This is a genomic window from Asaia sp. W19, from assembly GCF_003994335.1.
Taxonomy (GTDB): domain Bacteria; phylum Pseudomonadota; class Alphaproteobacteria; order Acetobacterales; family Acetobacteraceae; genus Asaia.
In genome coordinates, this window is record NZ_PNQZ01000059.1 from 26,528 (window position 1) to 43,704 (window position 17,177).

Genomic DNA, 17,177 nt, shown 5'->3' on the forward strand with positions numbered 1-17,177 from the left:
CGTCATGACATCACGCATCCAAGCAGGGCGGAGCCTGCAAGGCGAGATAGGCGAGACGCTTGTTTTCCTGACGGCCAAGAGTGACGCTGTTCAGGATCAGGCCGCAAACCAGAGACAGGGCGGCCAGAAGCTCGAGCCCCATCGCAAGCACCGCCGAGGGAAGATGCGGCACGGAGTGTGTCTCGACAAAATCAAGCACCGATCGCATCCCGACCAGCATTCCGATCACCGCAAGAACGACCCCGATCATCCCGAAGAACAGGAACGGACGCTCCTGCTTGAGCAGATTGACGATCGTCCCCAGGATCCTGAAGCCGTCGCGATAGGTGTTCAACTTCGAGAACGAGCCCTCAGGACGTTCGATATAGCGCGTCTCGACCTCGCCCATGGACATATTGAGCTGAAGCGTATGAACGGTGAACTCCGTTTCGGTTTCGAACCCGGCTGACAGCGCAGGGAAGGATTTGACGAAACGCCGGCTGAACACCCGGTAGCCGGAGAGCATATCGGACTGCCCTCGCCCGAAAAGATTGACCACGAGCCCGGTGAGCACCTTGTTGCCCAGTACATGGCCAGGACGATAGGCTGCCGCTTCTTCATGGATGCGCACGCCCATCACCGTGTCGTGACCATTCTCCAGCGCGAGGCGTACCATTTTTGGTGCGGCCTGGGCCTCATAGGTTCCATCGCCATCAATCAGCACATAGAAATCGGCCTCGATATCCGCAAACATGCGGCGTATGACATGGCCCTTACCCTGAAGGCGCTCACGCCGCGTAATCGCCCCCGCCGCGCGGGCCAGTTCCATCGTCCGGTCGGTCGAATTATTGTCATAGACGTAGATCGCGGCGTCAGGAAGGGCGGTACGCATGTCACGTACCACCCCGGCAATCGTCACTTCCTCATTATAGCAGGGAATGAGCACGGCGATCCGGTGGGCGGACAGTGACAAGGGACTGCCTACTGCGGAATCCGGGCGTGGGGTTTCGGCCTGCATCACTCTCTCTATGAAACGATCCTGATACCGGGCTCCTAGCATCTCGACACAGGCGACGCCAGATCATCCCGCTCGCGACCCCGGCCCCATCCCGGTAGGAGGATCAGCAATATGCCGATCATGACATCAAGAATGCGGCGCGTATCCCGCTCTCCTATCCGACAGGACTCATATGGCTGCGCAGAATCGTCTGAAGTCTGGGCAAGAGATCCTGGGGGTCCTGCTCCCAAAGCGCCGGACTGATCAACTCGATCGACCAAGGCCCCTCATACCCACTGGAGCGCACGGCCTCGGACCATGCCGGAAGATCGATTTCACCCTGCCCTGGCAGACAGGAACGCAGCACGGTTTCATCCCACGCCTCCCCCGCAGCAGGACGACGCCCATCGCAGAAATGCACACCGAAAATCCGCGCAGGATCGAGCCGCGCAACGTCTTCGGGAGTCGCGCCAACTGCATGGAAATGCCAGAAATCAACGACCACGCCGATATTGGGCGCGCCGACGCGATCGAAGACTTCCTGCGCCTGGCTGAGGGTTCGAAACTGCGTGAAAGCGGGTAATTCGATCATGAAGCGAATGCCATGGTCGCGCCCGATCGCGGCGATAGCCCCTATATTGCGGACCATGATGTCCATGATCCGCTCTCGCGGCAGATGATCGATACCATTTCGGGGAAGCACCATCACGGTTGCTGCACCGAGCGCTTCGGCCTCGCGCGAGATCTTCCTTGCCTCCTGTAAAAGCGCCTCAAACTCTGAAGAGTCATGACGCTCGATGTGGTCGAGCGCGCTGACATAACTGACGCGCAGCCCTGCTGCGTTCACATGTTGCCGCACATCTTCCAGAGTGCCGCCACAGGCGAGGTAACGGGCCAGTTTGGGATAGAAGATTTCGAGATCGTCAAAACCTGCCTGAGCGGCGACACGGATATCGGTGATCAGATTATTATGAAAACTGGAAATACCATGAAGGGCCGTACGCATGACGTCTTGTCCTTTGAGCTTCGTTTCGGGGAGGAGTGCCCCTTTGGGACGTACTTCTCGAACCACTCAGAACGTGACCGGTCACGCTGCTCTGGCCCATGCAGGTCTTGATGGAAAACCATCGAAATCGCCATTCGCTTTCCGCGCCCAAGCCCTAGGCTCAGAAAGTTACATGAATGTCATATTCGAGGTTATCCATGTCTCACAGGGCATTTCTTCTTATTCAGCCGCGGTCGCGCATTGCGCCGGGGTGCTTCGATGATCCCTCCCCAAGGCTTCCCTCTGCCTGTTACCGGAGGGTATGGCCATGAACCGAATCAGTGCGCTCATAGGCGTGTCATCCGAGCGTCATGACGTCTCTTACGTTCTGCGGATCTGTGCCGTCGCTGCGCTTGGCGGAATCTTGTTCGGCTATGATACTTCCGTCATCTCGGGGGCCATCGGCCCGATCAGGGCGCATTTCCAGCTCAGTGACGCCGCCACGGGCTGGGCCGTGTCCAGTGTAATCCTTGGCTGTATCATCGGTGCTTTCTCCTCTGGCTGGCTTGCCCACACGCTGGGGCGCCGCATGGCTCTGTTTGTCTGCGCAATCCTGTTTTCGGTTCAGTCGATTGGAGCCGCCCTCGCACCGGATTTTCTGCAATTCGTGCTCTACCGTATTCTGGGCGGGCTGGCGGTAGGCATCGCCTCCGCCGTGTCGCCCATGTATATGTCTGAGGTCTCTCCCAAGGATATGCGCGGAAGAGCGCTTTCTATGGAGCAATTCGCCATCGTTCTTGGGGCCCTGCTCGTTTACGTCGTGAACTACCTCATTGCCGCCCGCGCCAGCACCGCCTGGCTCGAGACGATGGGCTGGCGCTGGATGCTTGGCTCAGAGATCGTGCCGTGCCTGATCTTCTGCGCGACAATCTTCCTCATTCCCGAGTCACCGCGGTGGCACATGATCCGCGGGCGTGAGGATCACGCTTTCCGCACGCTCAGCCGCATCTCGAATGACGCCCATGCGCGCTCACTCATGGCGGAGATAAGGGAGTCCATGTCCCGACATGGCGGAAAGGGCCATGCACTCGGTACGATTCTGAAAGACAAGCGCGCACGCTGGATCGTGTTTGTGGGCGCGATGGTCGCCGGGTTACAGCAATTCACAGGCATCAATATCGTCGTCTATTACGCCCCAATGCTGCTGAGCGCGACAAGCGGTAGCCTGCAGAATGCCCTGTTCCAGACGATCTGGATTGGTGTCGCCAATCTCGTCGGGGGAATGATCGGTGCCTGGATCGTCGACAGGAAGGGCCGTCGGCCGCTCATTCTCTGGGGCTCCCTTGGCATGACCCTTGGGCTGCTTGTGTCCTCGGTCGCGCTATACACTCAGGATACCGGCCTTCTGGCCCTGTTCGGTCTGCTCTTCTACATGTTGATGTTTGGACTCTCCTGGGGGCCCGTCGCGTGGATTCTCGTATCGGAGATCTTTCCCAATCGCATCCGTTCGGCCGGGATGAGCCTTGCTGTCGCCTCGAACTGGGTGATGAACTTCGTGGTAGCTCAGGGCTTCCCGATGCTCGCGGGCAACAGAACTTTGAATGAAGCCTTTCACGGCGCTTTTTCGATGTGGCTGTTTGCCTTGCTTTGCCTCGGATCCATGATTTTCGTTCTGCGCTATGTTCCCGAAACCCGTGGTGTGTCTCTCGAAAAGATCGAGGAAACCATGCTCGGTAATCCCAACGCTTCGGCATCACGGCCCCTCAAGGCCCAGAGCGGCATCGGTCATCCGGATCCCGTCTGACGCGCGCGATCCTGCCCGCGCTAACGAGCCCTTCGCCCTCGCAGAACTTTCTGAAGGCGCGAGGGCTCATGAGCATGATTTTGGGAAGATTCAGCGATTCGAAAAGGCGGCGATAGCGCGTTCTGTTATCGCGTGTCGCGCCGAGAATATGCCGGATCATGGCGAGCCTTACGGGTTCTCTGACCCGCCCGGGAAAAGCCCCGGGCCGCACGCCAGGGCGGAAGCAACGCCGGATATAGCGTCCCACACTGAGCCAACTCGGGCAGTCCAGAAGAATAACGCCTGTGGCGCGATCGAGCCGCTCCTGCAGACAGGAGGAATAATTGCCCTCAATGACCCAACCAGGATTGGCTAGAAGCCGGGCATGATCACCATGAAAATCCTGAATGCTCCGCAAGTTCTCGAAGCCGCCCGGCTCATAGCGAATCAGGTCGAGAGAATATACAGGGATGCCGCGCGCTCGGCTGATAAGACATCCCAGTGTCGACTTGCCACTATTCGAAGGACCGATGATGGCGATACGCGCGCCGAGCGCCTCAAGACAATTCGTCAAAACTAGAATCCCTCCGGCTCTACCCCTGAACGCTCCGCTCGCTTACCTGACGAAGTCAAGCACAGTGATCACCAACCCTTTACCGCTCTGAACCCATGGGCGTCCGGATGCATGATGACCGCTCCTGTGTCACAATATGGGCTCTACCCACCTTATGCGACGCTGCCATCACAGGAGACCATCATGAATCGTCACCACGAACGGGGAATGGGTCTCGCGGAGTGGTCGCTCCTCCTGGTACTGGCCTTGCTTTGGGGCGGGTCTTTCTTTTTTTTCAAGGTTCTCGTCGCCTCGATCCCACCTTTCACGGTGGTTCTGGGGCGTGTGGGTCTGGCGGCAATGGCGCTCAATCTCCTTCTGCTCGTTCGGCGCGATCCGCTTCAGATCGACCGGTCCTGGTGGGGACAGCTTGCCCTGCTCGGCACACTCAATAATGTCATCCCTTTCACCGCTATCGCCTTTGGCGAGACGCGTATATCCAGCGGTGTCGCTGCAATTCTCAACGCATCCACCCCCGTCTTCACCATAATCGTTGCGCATTTCCTCACACATGACGAGAAGCTGCGTTGGGGCAAGATCGTCGGAATCATCACGGGATTCTGCGGCGTAGCGGTGCTGATCGGTCCAGCCCTATTCAACACGAACGCCCAGCACCCTCTTATCGGCGAGCTCGCTTGTCTGGCTGCGGCTTTAAGCTACGGATTTGGGGGGGTCTACGCACGCCGTTTCAGAAAACTGGCCCCCATAAAAATCGCAACCGGACAGCTCAGCGCCAGCGCGCTGGTCGTGCTGCCTTTTTCTCTCATCATCGACCGCCCCTGGACACTGCCGACACCCAGCGCCTCGGTCGCCTGGGCCTTCGCCGGGATCGCCTTCCTCAGCACAGCGCTCGCATTCATTCTCTATTTTCGGCTTCTCAGCACGACCGGGGCGACCAATCTGTCCCTCGTGACCTTTCTTCTGCCCGTCATGGCCTTGCTTCTCGGCACAGCGTTTCTTGGCGAGACCATTCGCTGGTATGCCATTGCTGGACTCATCCTGATCGGATCGGGCCTGGCCGCGATCGATGGGCGTCCATGGCGCGCAATCACCGGACGAACAACCTCCGTCAGCACCCCGCCCGTATAAGGCCGATCCTGCCATGCGCGCCCGTTGCTTCATTTGACGCGTGATGAGAGTACCAGGCAGGAATGTCAGGCAGATCTCAACCGCGTACGAGTTCCAGCTTCAGCGCCAGCAACGCAACCTGATCCGGCGAATGCCTGTGAAGATGCAACTGTTTTCCGCGCTCGATCCAATACATCCCGCACGCTGACTCTGCACTTGAGCCGGTCGATGACCCCGGTAGACAATCGATTTCCGTCACGGCTTCCGGCTCGGAGAGCACAATCTTCCTGATCGCCACACAGGGGATGGGCCGACCATCGGCATCGACGACGGGAAGCTGGGGAAACTCGAAGAGAAGAGTCTGGCTTGCGGGTAAAAGTATATAACAACATTCGTCACCGGACATCCCCAGCCGGTCAAGATGCCGGCCGAACTCATCCGTAACAGTGATGCACGGGTCCTCTATTACTGAAGTGTCATTCCGCCTATGGCTATTTTTCGTTGGAAACTGGATGATATTCCCAGTATCCGAGTTTTCTATAGACGAATTTTCTTGATCCATTTTGGCAAAATAATGTATCATTCTATAGTCTCTACCCCATCACTACGAACTGGCAACATTAGCTGGTCAATTCTAGCACTACCGTTACCCGAGTGCTTCGCGGATGACCGGTCTGGTAGATAATTTTCTTCCTACTATAAACTTTGGGCGTTAATAGTAAGTATTTCCTGACGATAGCATCCGAAAACACGGCGCGAATATCGCCTTTGAGGATCGATCATGATCGGAAAGTTCATGATGACGGGTGGTTTGGGATGAGCAGAATACGAAAAAGGCGGCCCGAAGGCCGCCTTTCAACGCCGTGAGGTCACGCAGCCTTACGGCAGGATCTCCGTCTCGGCGAAGAAGAATGCGATCTCGTTCTTCGCATTCTCAAGGCTGTCGGAGCCATGCACGGAATTGGCTTCAATGCTCTCGGCATACAGCTTGCGCACGGTACCATCAGCAGCCTGAGCCGGGTTGGTGGCGCCCATGACTTCGCGATGATGCGCAACAGCGTTGTCGCCCTGCAGCACCTGCACCACCACCGGCTCTGCCAGCATGGAGGAAACGAGGCTGCCGTAGAACGGACGCTCGGCGTGAACGGCGTAGAATGCCTTGGCCTGATCTTCCGTCAGCTTGATACGCTTCTGGGCGACAATGCGCAGACCGGCTTCCTCGAAGACGGCATTGATCTTGCCGGTCAGGTTGCGACGGGTTGCGTCAGGCTTGATGATCGAAAGGGTGCGTTCCAGAGCCATGGGGCATCTCCAGCATTAAAAAAGAAAAGCGTTGGACGCCCCTCCCCTAGAGCAAAACGACAACTCCTGATAGTCCGCTTGGCATCAAAACACGTCCATCCTGCCTGAGGAAATCCCGTGAGCCTGCTGACCATCACCGATCTGACACTGCGCATCGCCGGGCGTGTGCTGCTCGACACGGCCTCGCTCAGTATCGATCCCGGACGCAAGGTCGGCCTGGTCGGGCGAAATGGTGCGGGGAAGTCCACCCTCCTCGCTGCAATTGCGGGCGACATCCACCCCGATGGGGGGGCGATCCAGCTCTCAAACCGGGCGACGATGGGGCGCGTCAAGCAGGAAACGCCCGAAGGCGATGCCTCGCTGATCGAGACCGTCCTGGCAGGCGATCTCGAACGCGCGCGTCTGCTGCACGAGGCCGAGACGACAACTGATCACGCCACAATGGCAGACATCCATGAGCGTCTCCTGGCGATTGACGCCCATTCCGCCCCGTCGCGCGCAGCAAGCATCCTGTCGGGGCTCGGTTTCGATCATGCGGCCCAACTCCGACCGGTCTCCTCCTTTTCGGGAGGATGGCGCATGCGCGTCGCACTGGCCACCGCCCTCTTCCTCAATCCGGATCTCCTCCTGCTCGACGAGCCGACGAACCATCTCGATATCGAAGCGACAATCTGGCTGGAAAACTGGCTGAAGAGTTTTCCCGGCGCGGCTATCGTAGTCAGCCATGACCGGTCCCTGCTCGACAGCGTGGTCGACTCGATTGCCCATCTCGACAAGGGAAAGCTCAGCCTGACACCAGGCGGCTATAACGAGTTCGTCCGTATCCGCACCGAGCAGGCGTTACAGCAGAACCGCGCGGCGGAACGTCTTGCTGCCCAGCGCGCCCATATGCAGTCCTTCGTCGACCGGTTTCGGGCGAAGGCGACGAAGGCGCGGCAGGCGCAGGCGCGCCTCAAGGCCCTGGCACGCCTGCCTCAGATCGACTCAGTCGTTGAGGACAGCCCGACGCGTTTTTCCTTTCCAGAGCCTGCGCCCCTGCCGCCCCCGATGCTCATGCTTGACAGGGTAACGGTAGGCTATGAGGGCAAGTCCGTCCTCTCCAACCTGTCCTGCCGCCTCGATCTGGATGACCGCATCGCCCTCCTCGGTCAGAACGGTAAGGGGAAATCAACGTTTGCCAAGCTTCTGGCAGGACGGCTCGAACCGATGAGCGGATCGATGCAGCATTCGCCGCGCCTGCGTATCGGGTATTTCGCCCAGCATCAGGGAGACGAACTGATCCCGGGAGACACCCCGATCGACCATATGAGCCGCGCCATGCCAGAGGCGCCCCCCGTCGCGGTTCGGGCCCAACTCGACCGGTTCGGGCTTGATGCTGGCAAGGCTGAATCCCGTGTGCGGGATCTCTCGGGTGGTGAGAAGGCGCGTCTGCTCCTTGCGCTCGCGACACGCAATGCCCCGCATCTGCTTCTGCTTGACGAACCGACCAACCATCTCGACCTCGATGCCCGCGACGCGTTGATACGCGCCTTGTGTGACTTCGAAGGCGCCGTCGTGCTGATCAGTCATGACGCCCATCTGGTTGAATCGGTAGCCGATCGCCTTTGGCTCGTGGATGACGGCACCATCACCCCGTTCGATGACGACATGGACGGTTACCGAAACTGGCTTGTGGAACGCGCACGAAAAGCCGCAAGCGACACCAGGACAGAGGGCGACTCCGAGAATGCTGGCCGCAAGGAAGTACGACGCGACCGGGCCGAGCAACGCAAGGCGCTCGCGCCGCTGCGCAAGGAAGCAAAAGCAGCCGAGCACCTCATGGAGCAGCTCGGCAAGGAACGCTTGAAGATCGAGGCGCGGCTTGCCGACCCTGCCTTGTACGAAAAGAGCGATTCCGGCGAAATTACCAAACTCAACACCCGACTTGGGGCGCTGAAGCTCGAAGAATCTGCCGCAGAGGAGCGATGGCTGGCGGCCGAAGCCGAGATCGAGGCCGCGAACCAGAACTGACGAATATCGTTACAGTGTCATCAATGTATCGAGAGCGGGAAATGATGTCCGAATCCCAAGCCAAAGACGCCCCGACCGCCGGGCGCGAATTACTGCAGATCTTTCGTATCCTGCGCTTCACGCTCATCATCACTGTCGTCGTCCTTGCGGTATGGCTCATTGGCGACGTTCTGATGGTTGTGTTCGCCTCCACGCTCTTTGCGGTTATTTTGCACGGGCTTGCGCGTCTGCTGCGGGACAAGGCCCGCATGCCCTATCAGCTCGCTGTCGGTTTGGTGGCGCTACTGATCCTTGTGGCGATTGCCGCCCTTTTCTTCTTCAGCGGCCCCCAGATCGGCGATCAGTTCGTCAAGCTCAAACAGGCGCTCATCACCCAGTACGGCCAAGTGCGCGACCAGATGGGTACGAGCGCCTGGGGCCAATTTGCGCTCGATCATCTGCCCAAGTCGCTCGGTGGCAATGAGCAGAGCAGCGGCCCCTCTCTAGGAGCCGGAATCGCCAATTCGGTCACTGGCCTTCTCAGCAGCGCCTTTGGTCTGCTGGGCACCATCGCCGTGATCCTGATCGCGGGGCTTTATTTCGCCATGTCTCCCGCCATCTATGTGGATGGCATGTTGCGCCTCGTGCCTGAGAGCCATCGCCCGATGGCGCGCAATCTCATGCTGACCGCTGGAGCGACACTCTGGTCCTGGACCATGGGGCAGGCTTTCGACATGCTCGTGGTCGGCCTCGCCTCCGGTATTGGCCTGGCATGCCTCGGGGTACCTCTTGCCATGGCGCTCGGTGTCGTGGCCGGGCTTTGCAACTTCATTCCCTATATCGGCGCCATTCTGGGTGCGATCCCTGCCGTGCTGATCGCCCTTTCGCAGGGAACACGCACGGGGCTCATGGTGGCCGGACTCTACTGCGTTATCCAGTTTCTGGAAGGCAATGTGCTGGCCCCGTTCATCCAGCGTCATGCCGTGCACATGCCGCCCGCGCTCGCCATTCTCTCTCAGACCGTCTTCGGGACGATCCTTGGAGTGCCGGGGCTGATCCTGGCCTCACCGCTTACAGCCGCGCTGCTTTCGATCGGCGATCACGCCACAGCACCGCTGGAAGAGGAAATGCGCACTGGCAAGGCCATGGGCGATGCGCCCCTAGCCCCTGCAGCAGCTGAATAGCATATGTCGGGCACTCTCCTGGCGGCGGATTGCCGCGCCGCCGGGACAAAGCCCCCTAGACGTCCATCAAATTCCCAGGATAGCGCCTGTCCGCTCCCGGATTTCACGACAGGCCGTTTCGTCCTTGCGTAGATCAAGCCCATAACCTGGGATGACAGCCCTAAGGCGGTCCTGCCATTCAGGCAGCCGGTCAGCGAAATTTTTCTGCACCACCTGCAACGCGACTGAAGCCGCGATGGAGGCACCTGGAGAAGCGCCGAGCACGGCAGCCAGAGTGTGATCGGCGGTGCTAAGCACTTCGGTGCCGAATTTCAGGGTACCCCGGCCATTTTCCTTCTTGATGATCTGAACCCTTTGTCCAGCCACCGCGACGCGCCAGTCATCGGAACGGGCCGCAGGATAGAACGCGCGGAGCGCATCAAAGCGGGCCGTTTTCTTCTGGAGAACCTGACCGATAAGATACCGTACGAGATCCCGGTTATCGACCATGACATCGAACATGGCCTTGGCATTATCGGTGGTGATCGAACGGGGAAGATCGCTCCAACGACCCGACTTGAGAAACTTGGTGGTAAAGCCCGCATAGGGACCGAATAGCAGATAGGGCCTCCCGCCGATGATACGCGTATCAAGATGGGGCACCGACATGGGGGGAGAGCCAACGGCCGCCTTGCCGTATACCTTGGCCGAATGGCGCTGGCAGAGATCGAGGTTATCGGCGTGCAGAAACAAACCGCTGACGGGAAAACCGGCATAGCCATGCGCCTCTGGCAGATCCGCTCCCTTGAGCAACTCAAGAGCTGCGCCCCCTGCGCCCACGAACACGAAGCCGGCTGAAACTGTCGTGGTCTGCCCTGTCTCGAGATCCTGCACGCTGACGCGCCAGCGCCCACCAGCTTCTCGGTCGAGGGACGTCACCTTGTGACGGTAATGCAGATCGACCCCGCTCTCCTGCTCCAGCCTGCTGAACAACGTGCGGGTCAGGGTCCCGAAATCCACGTCGGTTCCCTGCTCGACGCGTGTTGCGGCCAGCGGTGTCCCGGACGAACGACGGGCCATCATGAGCGGCGCCCATTGAGCGATCTCTTCAGGGTTTTCGGTATAGCGCATGGTGTCGAAACAGTGATGACTGACCATCGCCTCGTAACGCGCCTTGAGAAAAGCGACGTTTTCCCCCCCTTGCACAAAGCTCATATGAGGACAGCGACGTATGAAGCTCTGCGGGTGCCCTATCCATCCCGTCTGGGTCAGATGAGCCCAAAGCTGACGCGACAGATCGAACTCCGTGTTGACGTCAAGCGCCTTGGCAATATCGATACTGCCATCCTTGCGGCGGGTGGTATAATTAAGCTCGCAATAGGCTGCATGTCCGGTCCCGGCGTTGTTCCAAGCCTCGGAGCTTTCCTTCGCGCAGGAGTCGAGGGCCTCGAACATCGATATGCTCAGACCAGGATCAAGAGACCGGATCAGGGCGGCAAAACTGGCGCTCATGACGCCAGCACCGATCAGCACGATATCGGGTCGCTCTTGGCAGGTCATGGTCATGAGGCAGCTCTTCCAGTCAGGGGACAGATGGTCGACGCTTGCGAGACGCGTCGTATCGGCACGCGTGCGTCGGGTCTCTTCAAACACAGCTTCATAGCATCAATCGAGCCCCCCCGGCCGTGAATCAGCCGGAGTTGATCAGATAGCGGGTCGAAAATCACAGATTGGGCGATACGCAAGCCGGTGATTTCACAAGTTTCTGCGCCAACAGAACGAGATCGGGCAGAAGAGCCTCGATTGTTATCTGCACCGCCGCAAAACCCGGCGAGGGCTCCAGGGTCAGCTCGTCCAGATACAGATTACGGCCGATCTCAACCTGGATGACATGCACATTGTCCGACGGGCAACCGTGTCGCGCCGTGATATAGCCGCCCGCATAGGGACGATTGCGACCGACGCTGAGATTTCGCGCGGAAAGCATCCCCGCAAGCCCGTCAACGATCTCCCCCCCGCAGCTTGTTCCGTGCAGATCACCCAGAACAATGTCGGGCAGACGCAAATGCGGCAGCGTGGGCATGGAATGCAGATCGAGCATCAGACAAACACCGAACCGCGCCCTGCACCGAGCGATCAGCGCTTCGAGCGCCTCATGGTAGGGTAGCCAGCATGTCGCTATGCGCGCATGAGCCTCGGACAGAGGCAGTTGATGACGATAGATCCCTTTACCCGGCCCTGCGATGCGCGCCATCATTCCGAGACCGCTCCTGACCTTGGCTGTGTTGGTCAGGGCCCCTTGCGGGAGGCGTTCGCGAAACATCCCGGGGTCCAGCTCCCAGGCGTAGCGATTAACGTCGCAATAGGCGCGCGGAAACTCGGCACATATAAGCGGAATGCCCAATTGAGGGGCCGCCCTGAAAAGCAGATCAACATAAGCATCCTCACTGCGACGAAGCGACAGCAGATCGAGGCGGGACTGACGGAGGAAGAGCGCAGGATAGCGGCGTCCCGAATGCGGCGAAGCGAGGATAAGAGGGGCTACCGGCTGCGCGCTCTCCTGCAAAGAAAAAGCTGAGGAAAGACAAGGCTCTGCATCCAGAGAGGGGCCGAAAATCATTTTTTTTCCGCTTTGGTGATTTTTTTAGAAAACCCATCTTGCCAGCCCCGTCAACGCCCGCTAAAACGCCGCTCACGGACCGGATGGGCGCATAGCTCAGCGGTAGAGCACTACCTTGACATGGTAGGGGTCACAGGTTCAATCCCTGTTGCGCCCACCATCCGGTCCGCTGAATACCCCCGACAATCCAACGCCTAATGACGGTCGCCTCCAAAGCGAAACCGGCATATTGCCTCGCACTTCGCGCTGCTGCCTCGACCACAGGACGCTGCGCAAAGAGGTCCGGGTCGCCACCCGCCCCCGGCCGATTGGATGGCCTCAGCGCAGACTTCAAAAAGCGGCCACCCCAGGATCTGTCAGCTTGGATCCGCGTAATATGCCTCCCTCCCCCCTGCTGCGGGGAACGCTTCGTCCGCCCTGCAATGACATCTTTCCAGATTGACCGTTACGTTTGGTTACGGTCGAATATTGGCGCTCCCTTGCGTGCGACGTCCTCCATCCACGGCCGCCCGATAGCGGTCTAAGCTGTCCGAGCGACACCGCCGGATGATTTCTACTCCGAGATTCCTGCCCTCGCGCTCGCTCGCTTGCAGCGTGACGGGATCGGCGCGTCAGAAAAGCTCGAAGCGTGCGGAACAGCCCAGATGAGCGCAGCCATACCGAAGATTAATGAAACCGCACCTAGGGGAATCAAATTAACGTCAACGTTCCGTTTGCCATGCCATGATCCAGGGTCGCGCTTTAACGACCAGCCCAGTCCTCTTTCCGGAGGCGAATCGTTTCGTTCCATCTCGGGCATTCTGGACGCGCCGTAACGCTTGAAATCCGTAGAGTTCCCGCGTCACGAGAAAAAATTTTGTTCGCGGATTGCTCTTGCTTCTTAAGCGTTAATGAACGTTAAATAACCTTAACACCTCTTTGTGAGGTACGTGACATTTTGTAAGGGAGCCTCATGTTCAGGAATACGATTCTCATTCTCGTCGCGCTCGGCGTCTGGGCGCTTTCCTCAGGCATAAGTGCATGTGCGCTTCCCGGCACTACGCAGTTGACGGACATGCTCGACTTGCTGGGCGAGGTCGTGTTCGCGCTTGGCCTGGTAACGGTCTTCGCGCGGCTCGCGATCGGCATGGCGCGCGCACCGGCGCAGCGTCGGCCGATTCGCTAACTTCCGTCGGGGCCAAATGATGGGCCGCGATCGCGCCGAAGCGTGAAGATGTAAGGGAAACACGCCTGGACGGCGAGTGACATCTTTCAACCCTCAAGCGCATTTTCCTCGGCTTCAGGAGTGATCGACCAAGGTTCACCGGTCGAGAAGTGCCTATTCGTCCCATCGAACGCTTACGAATGTCGCAAGGTGCCTGCCGCTCCGCCCGCCTCAAGAAAACCTGATCCGGGCGGGGAGCGCTTGATCTGTTAAGGATGGCTTGCGACGCTTCCCGAGCCAGCGCTTTCGCGCTGGCTGTCTTGCGGGCTACCAGTCCATATTCGGAGAGCGACGTCATCGGCCCTGTGGAAAATTCACGGCATCGATGTTCTCAGCCCCAGTCAGCGTCGCTTCACGCTTAGTGACCTGAAGAGGGGAAACTGATGCAAGCACGGAGAAACGCGCGCTCATGGCCCAGCCTCGCCCCCCTTCTGAAATCCTCTCCTCCGTTTTCCCCGACAAGCATAAGCTGATGCGCAACCTGGTGCAGAGGGCTGCGGAGCTCGGCCCGGTACCTTATGCCATTGTTTGGCCCTGCAGCGGCCACGCTCTCGGGGGCGCCGTGGAGGCGGCACGGTTTGGCATCATCATTCCCATCCTCGTGGGAGACGGGGATACGATCGCGCGTGTTGCAGAGGAATCGGGACTCGATATCTCAGGAATGCGCATCGAGCAGGCCGATGATCCGGCCAAGGCCGTCTCACGTGCGATCGCCCTGATCCATGAGGGTGAGGCGAGAGGTTTGACCAAGGGCAGTCTGCACACGGACACGTTTATGGCCGGGGTGATCCGGCAGGAAAGCGGCCTGCGCACGAAACGCCGAATGAGCCATGTTTTCTGCATCGCGGTCCCCGATTATCCCGACCTGATCCTCGTTTCGGATGCGGCCATCAATATCGTGCCCGACCTCATCACCAAGCGCGATATCACCCAAAATGCCATCGATCTGCATCATGCGCTCGGCCTGGGAACGCCACGTGTGGCCCTGCTTTCCGCCGTCGAGACGATCAACACAAAAATCCAGGGTACGCTGGATGCCGCAAGCCTGTGCAAGATGGCTGATCGCAAGGAAATTACGGGCGGAATACTCGATGGCCCTCTCGCCATGGATGCCGCTGTCAGCCTCGACTCCGCTCAAACCAAGGGAATCGACTCCCCCGTTGTGGGCAAGGCTCAGATCCTCATCGCCCCCGATCTCGAATCCGGGAATATATTGGTGAAAGCGCTCGCCTTTCTGGGCAAGTCCGCGACCTCGGGTATCGTGATGGGTGCCAAGGTGCCGGTCCTGCTCACGAGCCGTGCCGATGATGCCACGGCCCGCCTCGCCTCCGCAGCAATAGGCGCGCTTTACGCGCGGGCGCTTGCCGAGCAGGCGGCCTGAGAGCGCCGCAGCCGGAGAGGCCATGGGCAACCTTTCGACTTATGCCGCCGGATACGCGAATGTTGGGTGCCCTTCGAAGCCTCTCCTCAAAGACGGCCGGCGAGCCATTCCTCCTGAGGAGGCGTGAAGCCGTGCCATGCGGCGGCACCCATCTCCATGCTGTTATGCGGAACGTATTTCATGACCATCAGTCTCGCCCCCTGAGGTGCCAGTTTGGCCAGCACATCTCGCAGGTCCGAGATGATCAGATTGGAAGAGATGATCCAGAAATTGTCGATTTCGTGAAATCCCTCCGTAAAGCTAACGAGCTTCTGCTCGAGAGCCTCGTAGGTCATGCCGGGTATCTTCTCATAGGCAACAAGGTAGGTGGTCAACTTAGACAACTCCAACATTAACGGCCATAGCGGCTAAAAAACGGTTTTTGACTGCGCTGCGGCTTTAGGTCGTCAAAAAATATGACAGTGACGTGAAATATTTGCCATAGACGTGCCGCTATCAGCGTATTTCTCCCCAGACAGGAGGCACGAAGAATGACCATTTTCGAAACCCATTACCGCTCGTTCCGCGTCTGGCTGCGCCAGTTCACGGTCAAAGATCAGCGCCTCCCCGAGGCATGACGCTGCCTGGGCCCATGTAGGAACCCGGAGGTGGTCTATCGATCACCGGTGAGATCGCCTCAGCATTGGGCCAAGCCTCCTCACCCGGACGGGGCGGAACCATAGCAAAGCGCGAACGCGGGAGCGCCTCCGGACATTCCGCCCGCATGCGCATGATGATTTTTTCGCGAATGTCGCATCGCAAATCCCAGCTCTGCAGGGCATTGCGGGCGCTGGCGATAATACGAATCTTGAGGGTCTGCGCGTCACAATCGGCCACCTGACAATCGAAGACCTTCCCGTCCCACAGCGGACAGGTCTTGATGATCTCATTCAAAAATCCGCGTATCGTCTCGATCGGGGCCTCATAATCGACGTACAGAAACACCACCCCGATGATCGCCGCAGAATTATGCGTCCAGTTCTCGAAGCGGTTCTCCAAAAAATAGGAAATCGGGACAATATGACGCCGCCAGTCCCACACGCGCAGCACGACATAGGTCGATGTGATTTCCTCAACCCATGCCCAGTCGCCGTTGATAATGATCAGATCCTCCATACGGATCGGCTGGGTGATGGCGATCTGCACGCCCGCCAGCAGGTTGGTCAGCAATCCGCGCGCCGAAAGGCCCACAATCAGCGAGGCCGCTCCAGCTGAAGCGAAGAGCGACACGCCATACTGTCGCACTGAGTCGAACGTCATCAGCGCAGTGGCCACCGTGACGATACCCACCAGAATTTCGGTGAGCCGACGAAGCACCCTGATCTGGGTCTGATGCGTGCGGATCATGATGTCATCGCTATGGTCGCGCGAGGTGATCCGCTGCAGATAGGCCTCGGTCATGATCCGGAAGGCCACGATTGCCGCGTAGCCGACCATCAGGATACCGATAAAGAGCAGCAGCTTCTGAAGGAGCTGCGTGGTTTCCCAGGTGAAGCCCGAAGCCGCTGGCAAGGCGGAGAGCAATACGGCCAGAACCACCATCACGCGCACCGGCCGACGCATGGCCAGGATGATCTTGCGCAGAACCGCATCCTCCCGGTTGCCGAAGATGCGCAGGATGATCACTGATACGAGCTTGCTGGCGTAAAAGGCGACGGTCGCCAGCGCGAAGAGCATAAGAATGGAGACGAGCTGCGCAGGCAGCCAGTCGAAATAGGAACGCAGGGCGAAAAGTGAGCTCAGAAACTGCTGCTTCAAACTGGAGATCCGGATCCTTGGGAGGGATGGGTCGTACCGGGCTCATGCCCGGGCATCATGGGATAACCCCTTGGGATACAATGCCACAGAGTATGGACTGCGTAAAAACACGAAGCACCAAAAAACCTCGCAGGGGAGTGTTGACACATCGTCCCAACCCTTTTAATTCCACGCCCACCGGTCGCGATGGCGGCGTAGCTCAGCGGTAGAGCAGGGGAATCATAATCCCTTGGTCGGCGGTTCAAATCCGTCCGCCGCTACCATCCGACCGGTATTCCCACATAGACATAAACCGT

General features: G+C 59.0%; 15 protein-coding genes and 2 tRNA genes. 8 read left to right on the top strand and 9 right to left on the bottom strand.

Annotation, left to right across the window (positions count from 1 at the left end; translation table 11 throughout):
- Positions 1–10: 10 nt before the first annotated feature.
- Together C0V97_RS10275 and C0V97_RS10280 are read right to left on the bottom strand one after the other, a co-directional pair.
- The gene (locus C0V97_RS10275) at positions 11–997 is read right to left on the bottom strand and encodes a glycosyltransferase (protein ID WP_127102505.1); all 987 of its coding nucleotides are present in this window, start codon (positions 995–997) and stop codon (positions 11–13) included.
- A 154-nt stretch (positions 998–1,151) separates the two neighbouring features.
- Complete coding sequence (locus tag C0V97_RS10280) at positions 1,152–1,982, bottom strand: sugar phosphate isomerase/epimerase (protein WP_127102506.1); 831 nt, start codon at positions 1,980–1,982, stop codon at positions 1,152–1,154.
- 307 nt (positions 1,983–2,289) lie between these two features.
- Between C0V97_RS10280 and C0V97_RS10285 the strand changes: the two genes are divergently transcribed.
- Positions 2,290–3,765, top strand: coding sequence for a sugar porter family MFS transporter (locus C0V97_RS10285; protein WP_127102507.1), 1,476 nt, complete (start codon positions 2,290–2,292; stop codon positions 3,763–3,765).
- Here C0V97_RS10285 and C0V97_RS10290 read toward each other — a convergent pair.
- Positions 3,725–4,318: an AAA family ATPase gene (locus tag C0V97_RS10290; RefSeq protein ID WP_127102508.1), complete on the bottom strand. Its 594-nt coding sequence runs from the start codon at positions 4,316–4,318 to the stop codon at positions 3,725–3,727. The genes C0V97_RS10285 and C0V97_RS10290 overlap by 41 nt on opposite strands.
- 183 nt (positions 4,319–4,501) lie before the next feature.
- On the opposite strand from C0V97_RS10290, the gene C0V97_RS10295 reads away from it, so the two are divergent.
- Positions 4,502–5,446 carry a DMT family transporter gene (locus C0V97_RS10295; RefSeq protein WP_127102509.1) on the top strand — a complete coding sequence of 315 codons (945 nt, stop codon included), beginning with the start codon at positions 4,502–4,504 and terminating at the stop codon, positions 5,444–5,446.
- Between the two features lie 76 nt (positions 5,447–5,522).
- Here C0V97_RS10295 and C0V97_RS10300 read toward each other — a convergent pair whose 3' ends face one another.
- Both C0V97_RS10300 and ndk read right to left on the bottom strand, forming a co-directional pair.
- The gene (locus C0V97_RS10300; RefSeq protein WP_127102510.1) at positions 5,523–6,008 is read right to left on the bottom strand and encodes a hypothetical protein; all 486 of its coding nucleotides are present in this window, start codon (positions 6,006–6,008) and stop codon (positions 5,523–5,525) included.
- A gap of 296 nt (positions 6,009–6,304) precedes the next feature.
- Entirely contained in the window at positions 6,305–6,727 is a 423-nt protein-coding gene (ndk, locus tag C0V97_RS10305; protein WP_127102511.1) for a nucleoside-diphosphate kinase, read from the bottom strand.
- Between the two features lie 117 nt (positions 6,728–6,844).
- On the opposite strand from ndk, the gene C0V97_RS10310 reads away from it, so the two are divergent.
- Both C0V97_RS10310 and C0V97_RS10315 read left to right on the top strand, forming a co-directional pair.
- On the top strand, positions 6,845–8,737 hold the full coding sequence (locus tag C0V97_RS10310; protein WP_127102512.1) for an ABC-F family ATP-binding cassette domain-containing protein: 1,893 nt from the start codon (positions 6,845–6,847) through the stop codon (positions 8,735–8,737).
- Between the two features lie 41 nt (positions 8,738–8,778).
- Entirely contained in the window at positions 8,779–9,900 is a 1,122-nt protein-coding gene (locus tag C0V97_RS10315) for an AI-2E family transporter (RefSeq protein WP_233582099.1), read from the top strand.
- A 66-nt stretch (positions 9,901–9,966) separates the two neighbouring features.
- On the opposite strand, the gene mqo is transcribed toward C0V97_RS10315, so the two are convergent.
- Positions 9,967–11,445, bottom strand: coding sequence for a malate dehydrogenase (quinone) (gene mqo / locus C0V97_RS10320; RefSeq protein WP_127102601.1), 1,479 nt, complete (start codon positions 11,443–11,445; stop codon positions 9,967–9,969).
- A gap of 157 nt (positions 11,446–11,602) precedes the next feature.
- Positions 11,603–12,499, bottom strand: a complete 897-nt coding sequence (locus C0V97_RS10325; RefSeq protein WP_127102513.1) for an N-formylglutamate amidohydrolase — start codon at positions 12,497–12,499, stop codon at positions 11,603–11,605.
- 85 nt (positions 12,500–12,584) lie between these two features.
- Between C0V97_RS10325 and C0V97_RS10330 the strand changes: the two genes are divergently transcribed.
- The 3 genes from C0V97_RS10330 to C0V97_RS10340 all read left to right on the top strand — a co-directional run bounded on the left by C0V97_RS10330 (position 12,585) and on the right by C0V97_RS10340 (position 15,084).
- A tRNA-Val gene (locus C0V97_RS10330) sits at positions 12,585–12,659 on the top strand.
- Positions 12,660–13,451: 792 nt separating this feature from the next.
- A complete protein-coding gene (locus C0V97_RS10335; protein ID WP_127102514.1) occupies positions 13,452–13,664 on the top strand; it encodes a hypothetical protein in 213 nt (70 codons plus the stop codon).
- A 448-nt stretch (positions 13,665–14,112) separates the two neighbouring features.
- Positions 14,113–15,084 (top strand): bifunctional enoyl-CoA hydratase/phosphate acetyltransferase, encoded by a 972-nt coding sequence (locus C0V97_RS10340; RefSeq protein ID WP_127102515.1) that lies wholly within the window; start codon positions 14,113–14,115, stop codon positions 15,082–15,084.
- Positions 15,085–15,170: 86 nt separating this feature from the next.
- Here the strand turns inward: C0V97_RS10340 and C0V97_RS10345 are convergent, their stop codons facing one another.
- Both C0V97_RS10345 and C0V97_RS10350 read right to left on the bottom strand, forming a co-directional pair.
- Complete coding sequence (locus C0V97_RS10345) at positions 15,171–15,458, bottom strand: hypothetical protein (RefSeq protein WP_127102516.1); 288 nt, start codon at positions 15,456–15,458, stop codon at positions 15,171–15,173.
- 214 nt (positions 15,459–15,672) lie between these two features.
- Positions 15,673–16,881, bottom strand: a complete 1,209-nt coding sequence (locus C0V97_RS10350) for a mechanosensitive ion channel family protein (RefSeq protein WP_127102517.1) — start codon at positions 16,879–16,881, stop codon at positions 15,673–15,675.
- A 188-nt stretch (positions 16,882–17,069) separates the two neighbouring features.
- Here C0V97_RS10350 and C0V97_RS10355 point away from each other — a divergent pair.
- Positions 17,070–17,144, top strand: a tRNA-Met gene (locus C0V97_RS10355).
- Positions 17,145–17,177 lie beyond the last annotated feature (33 nt).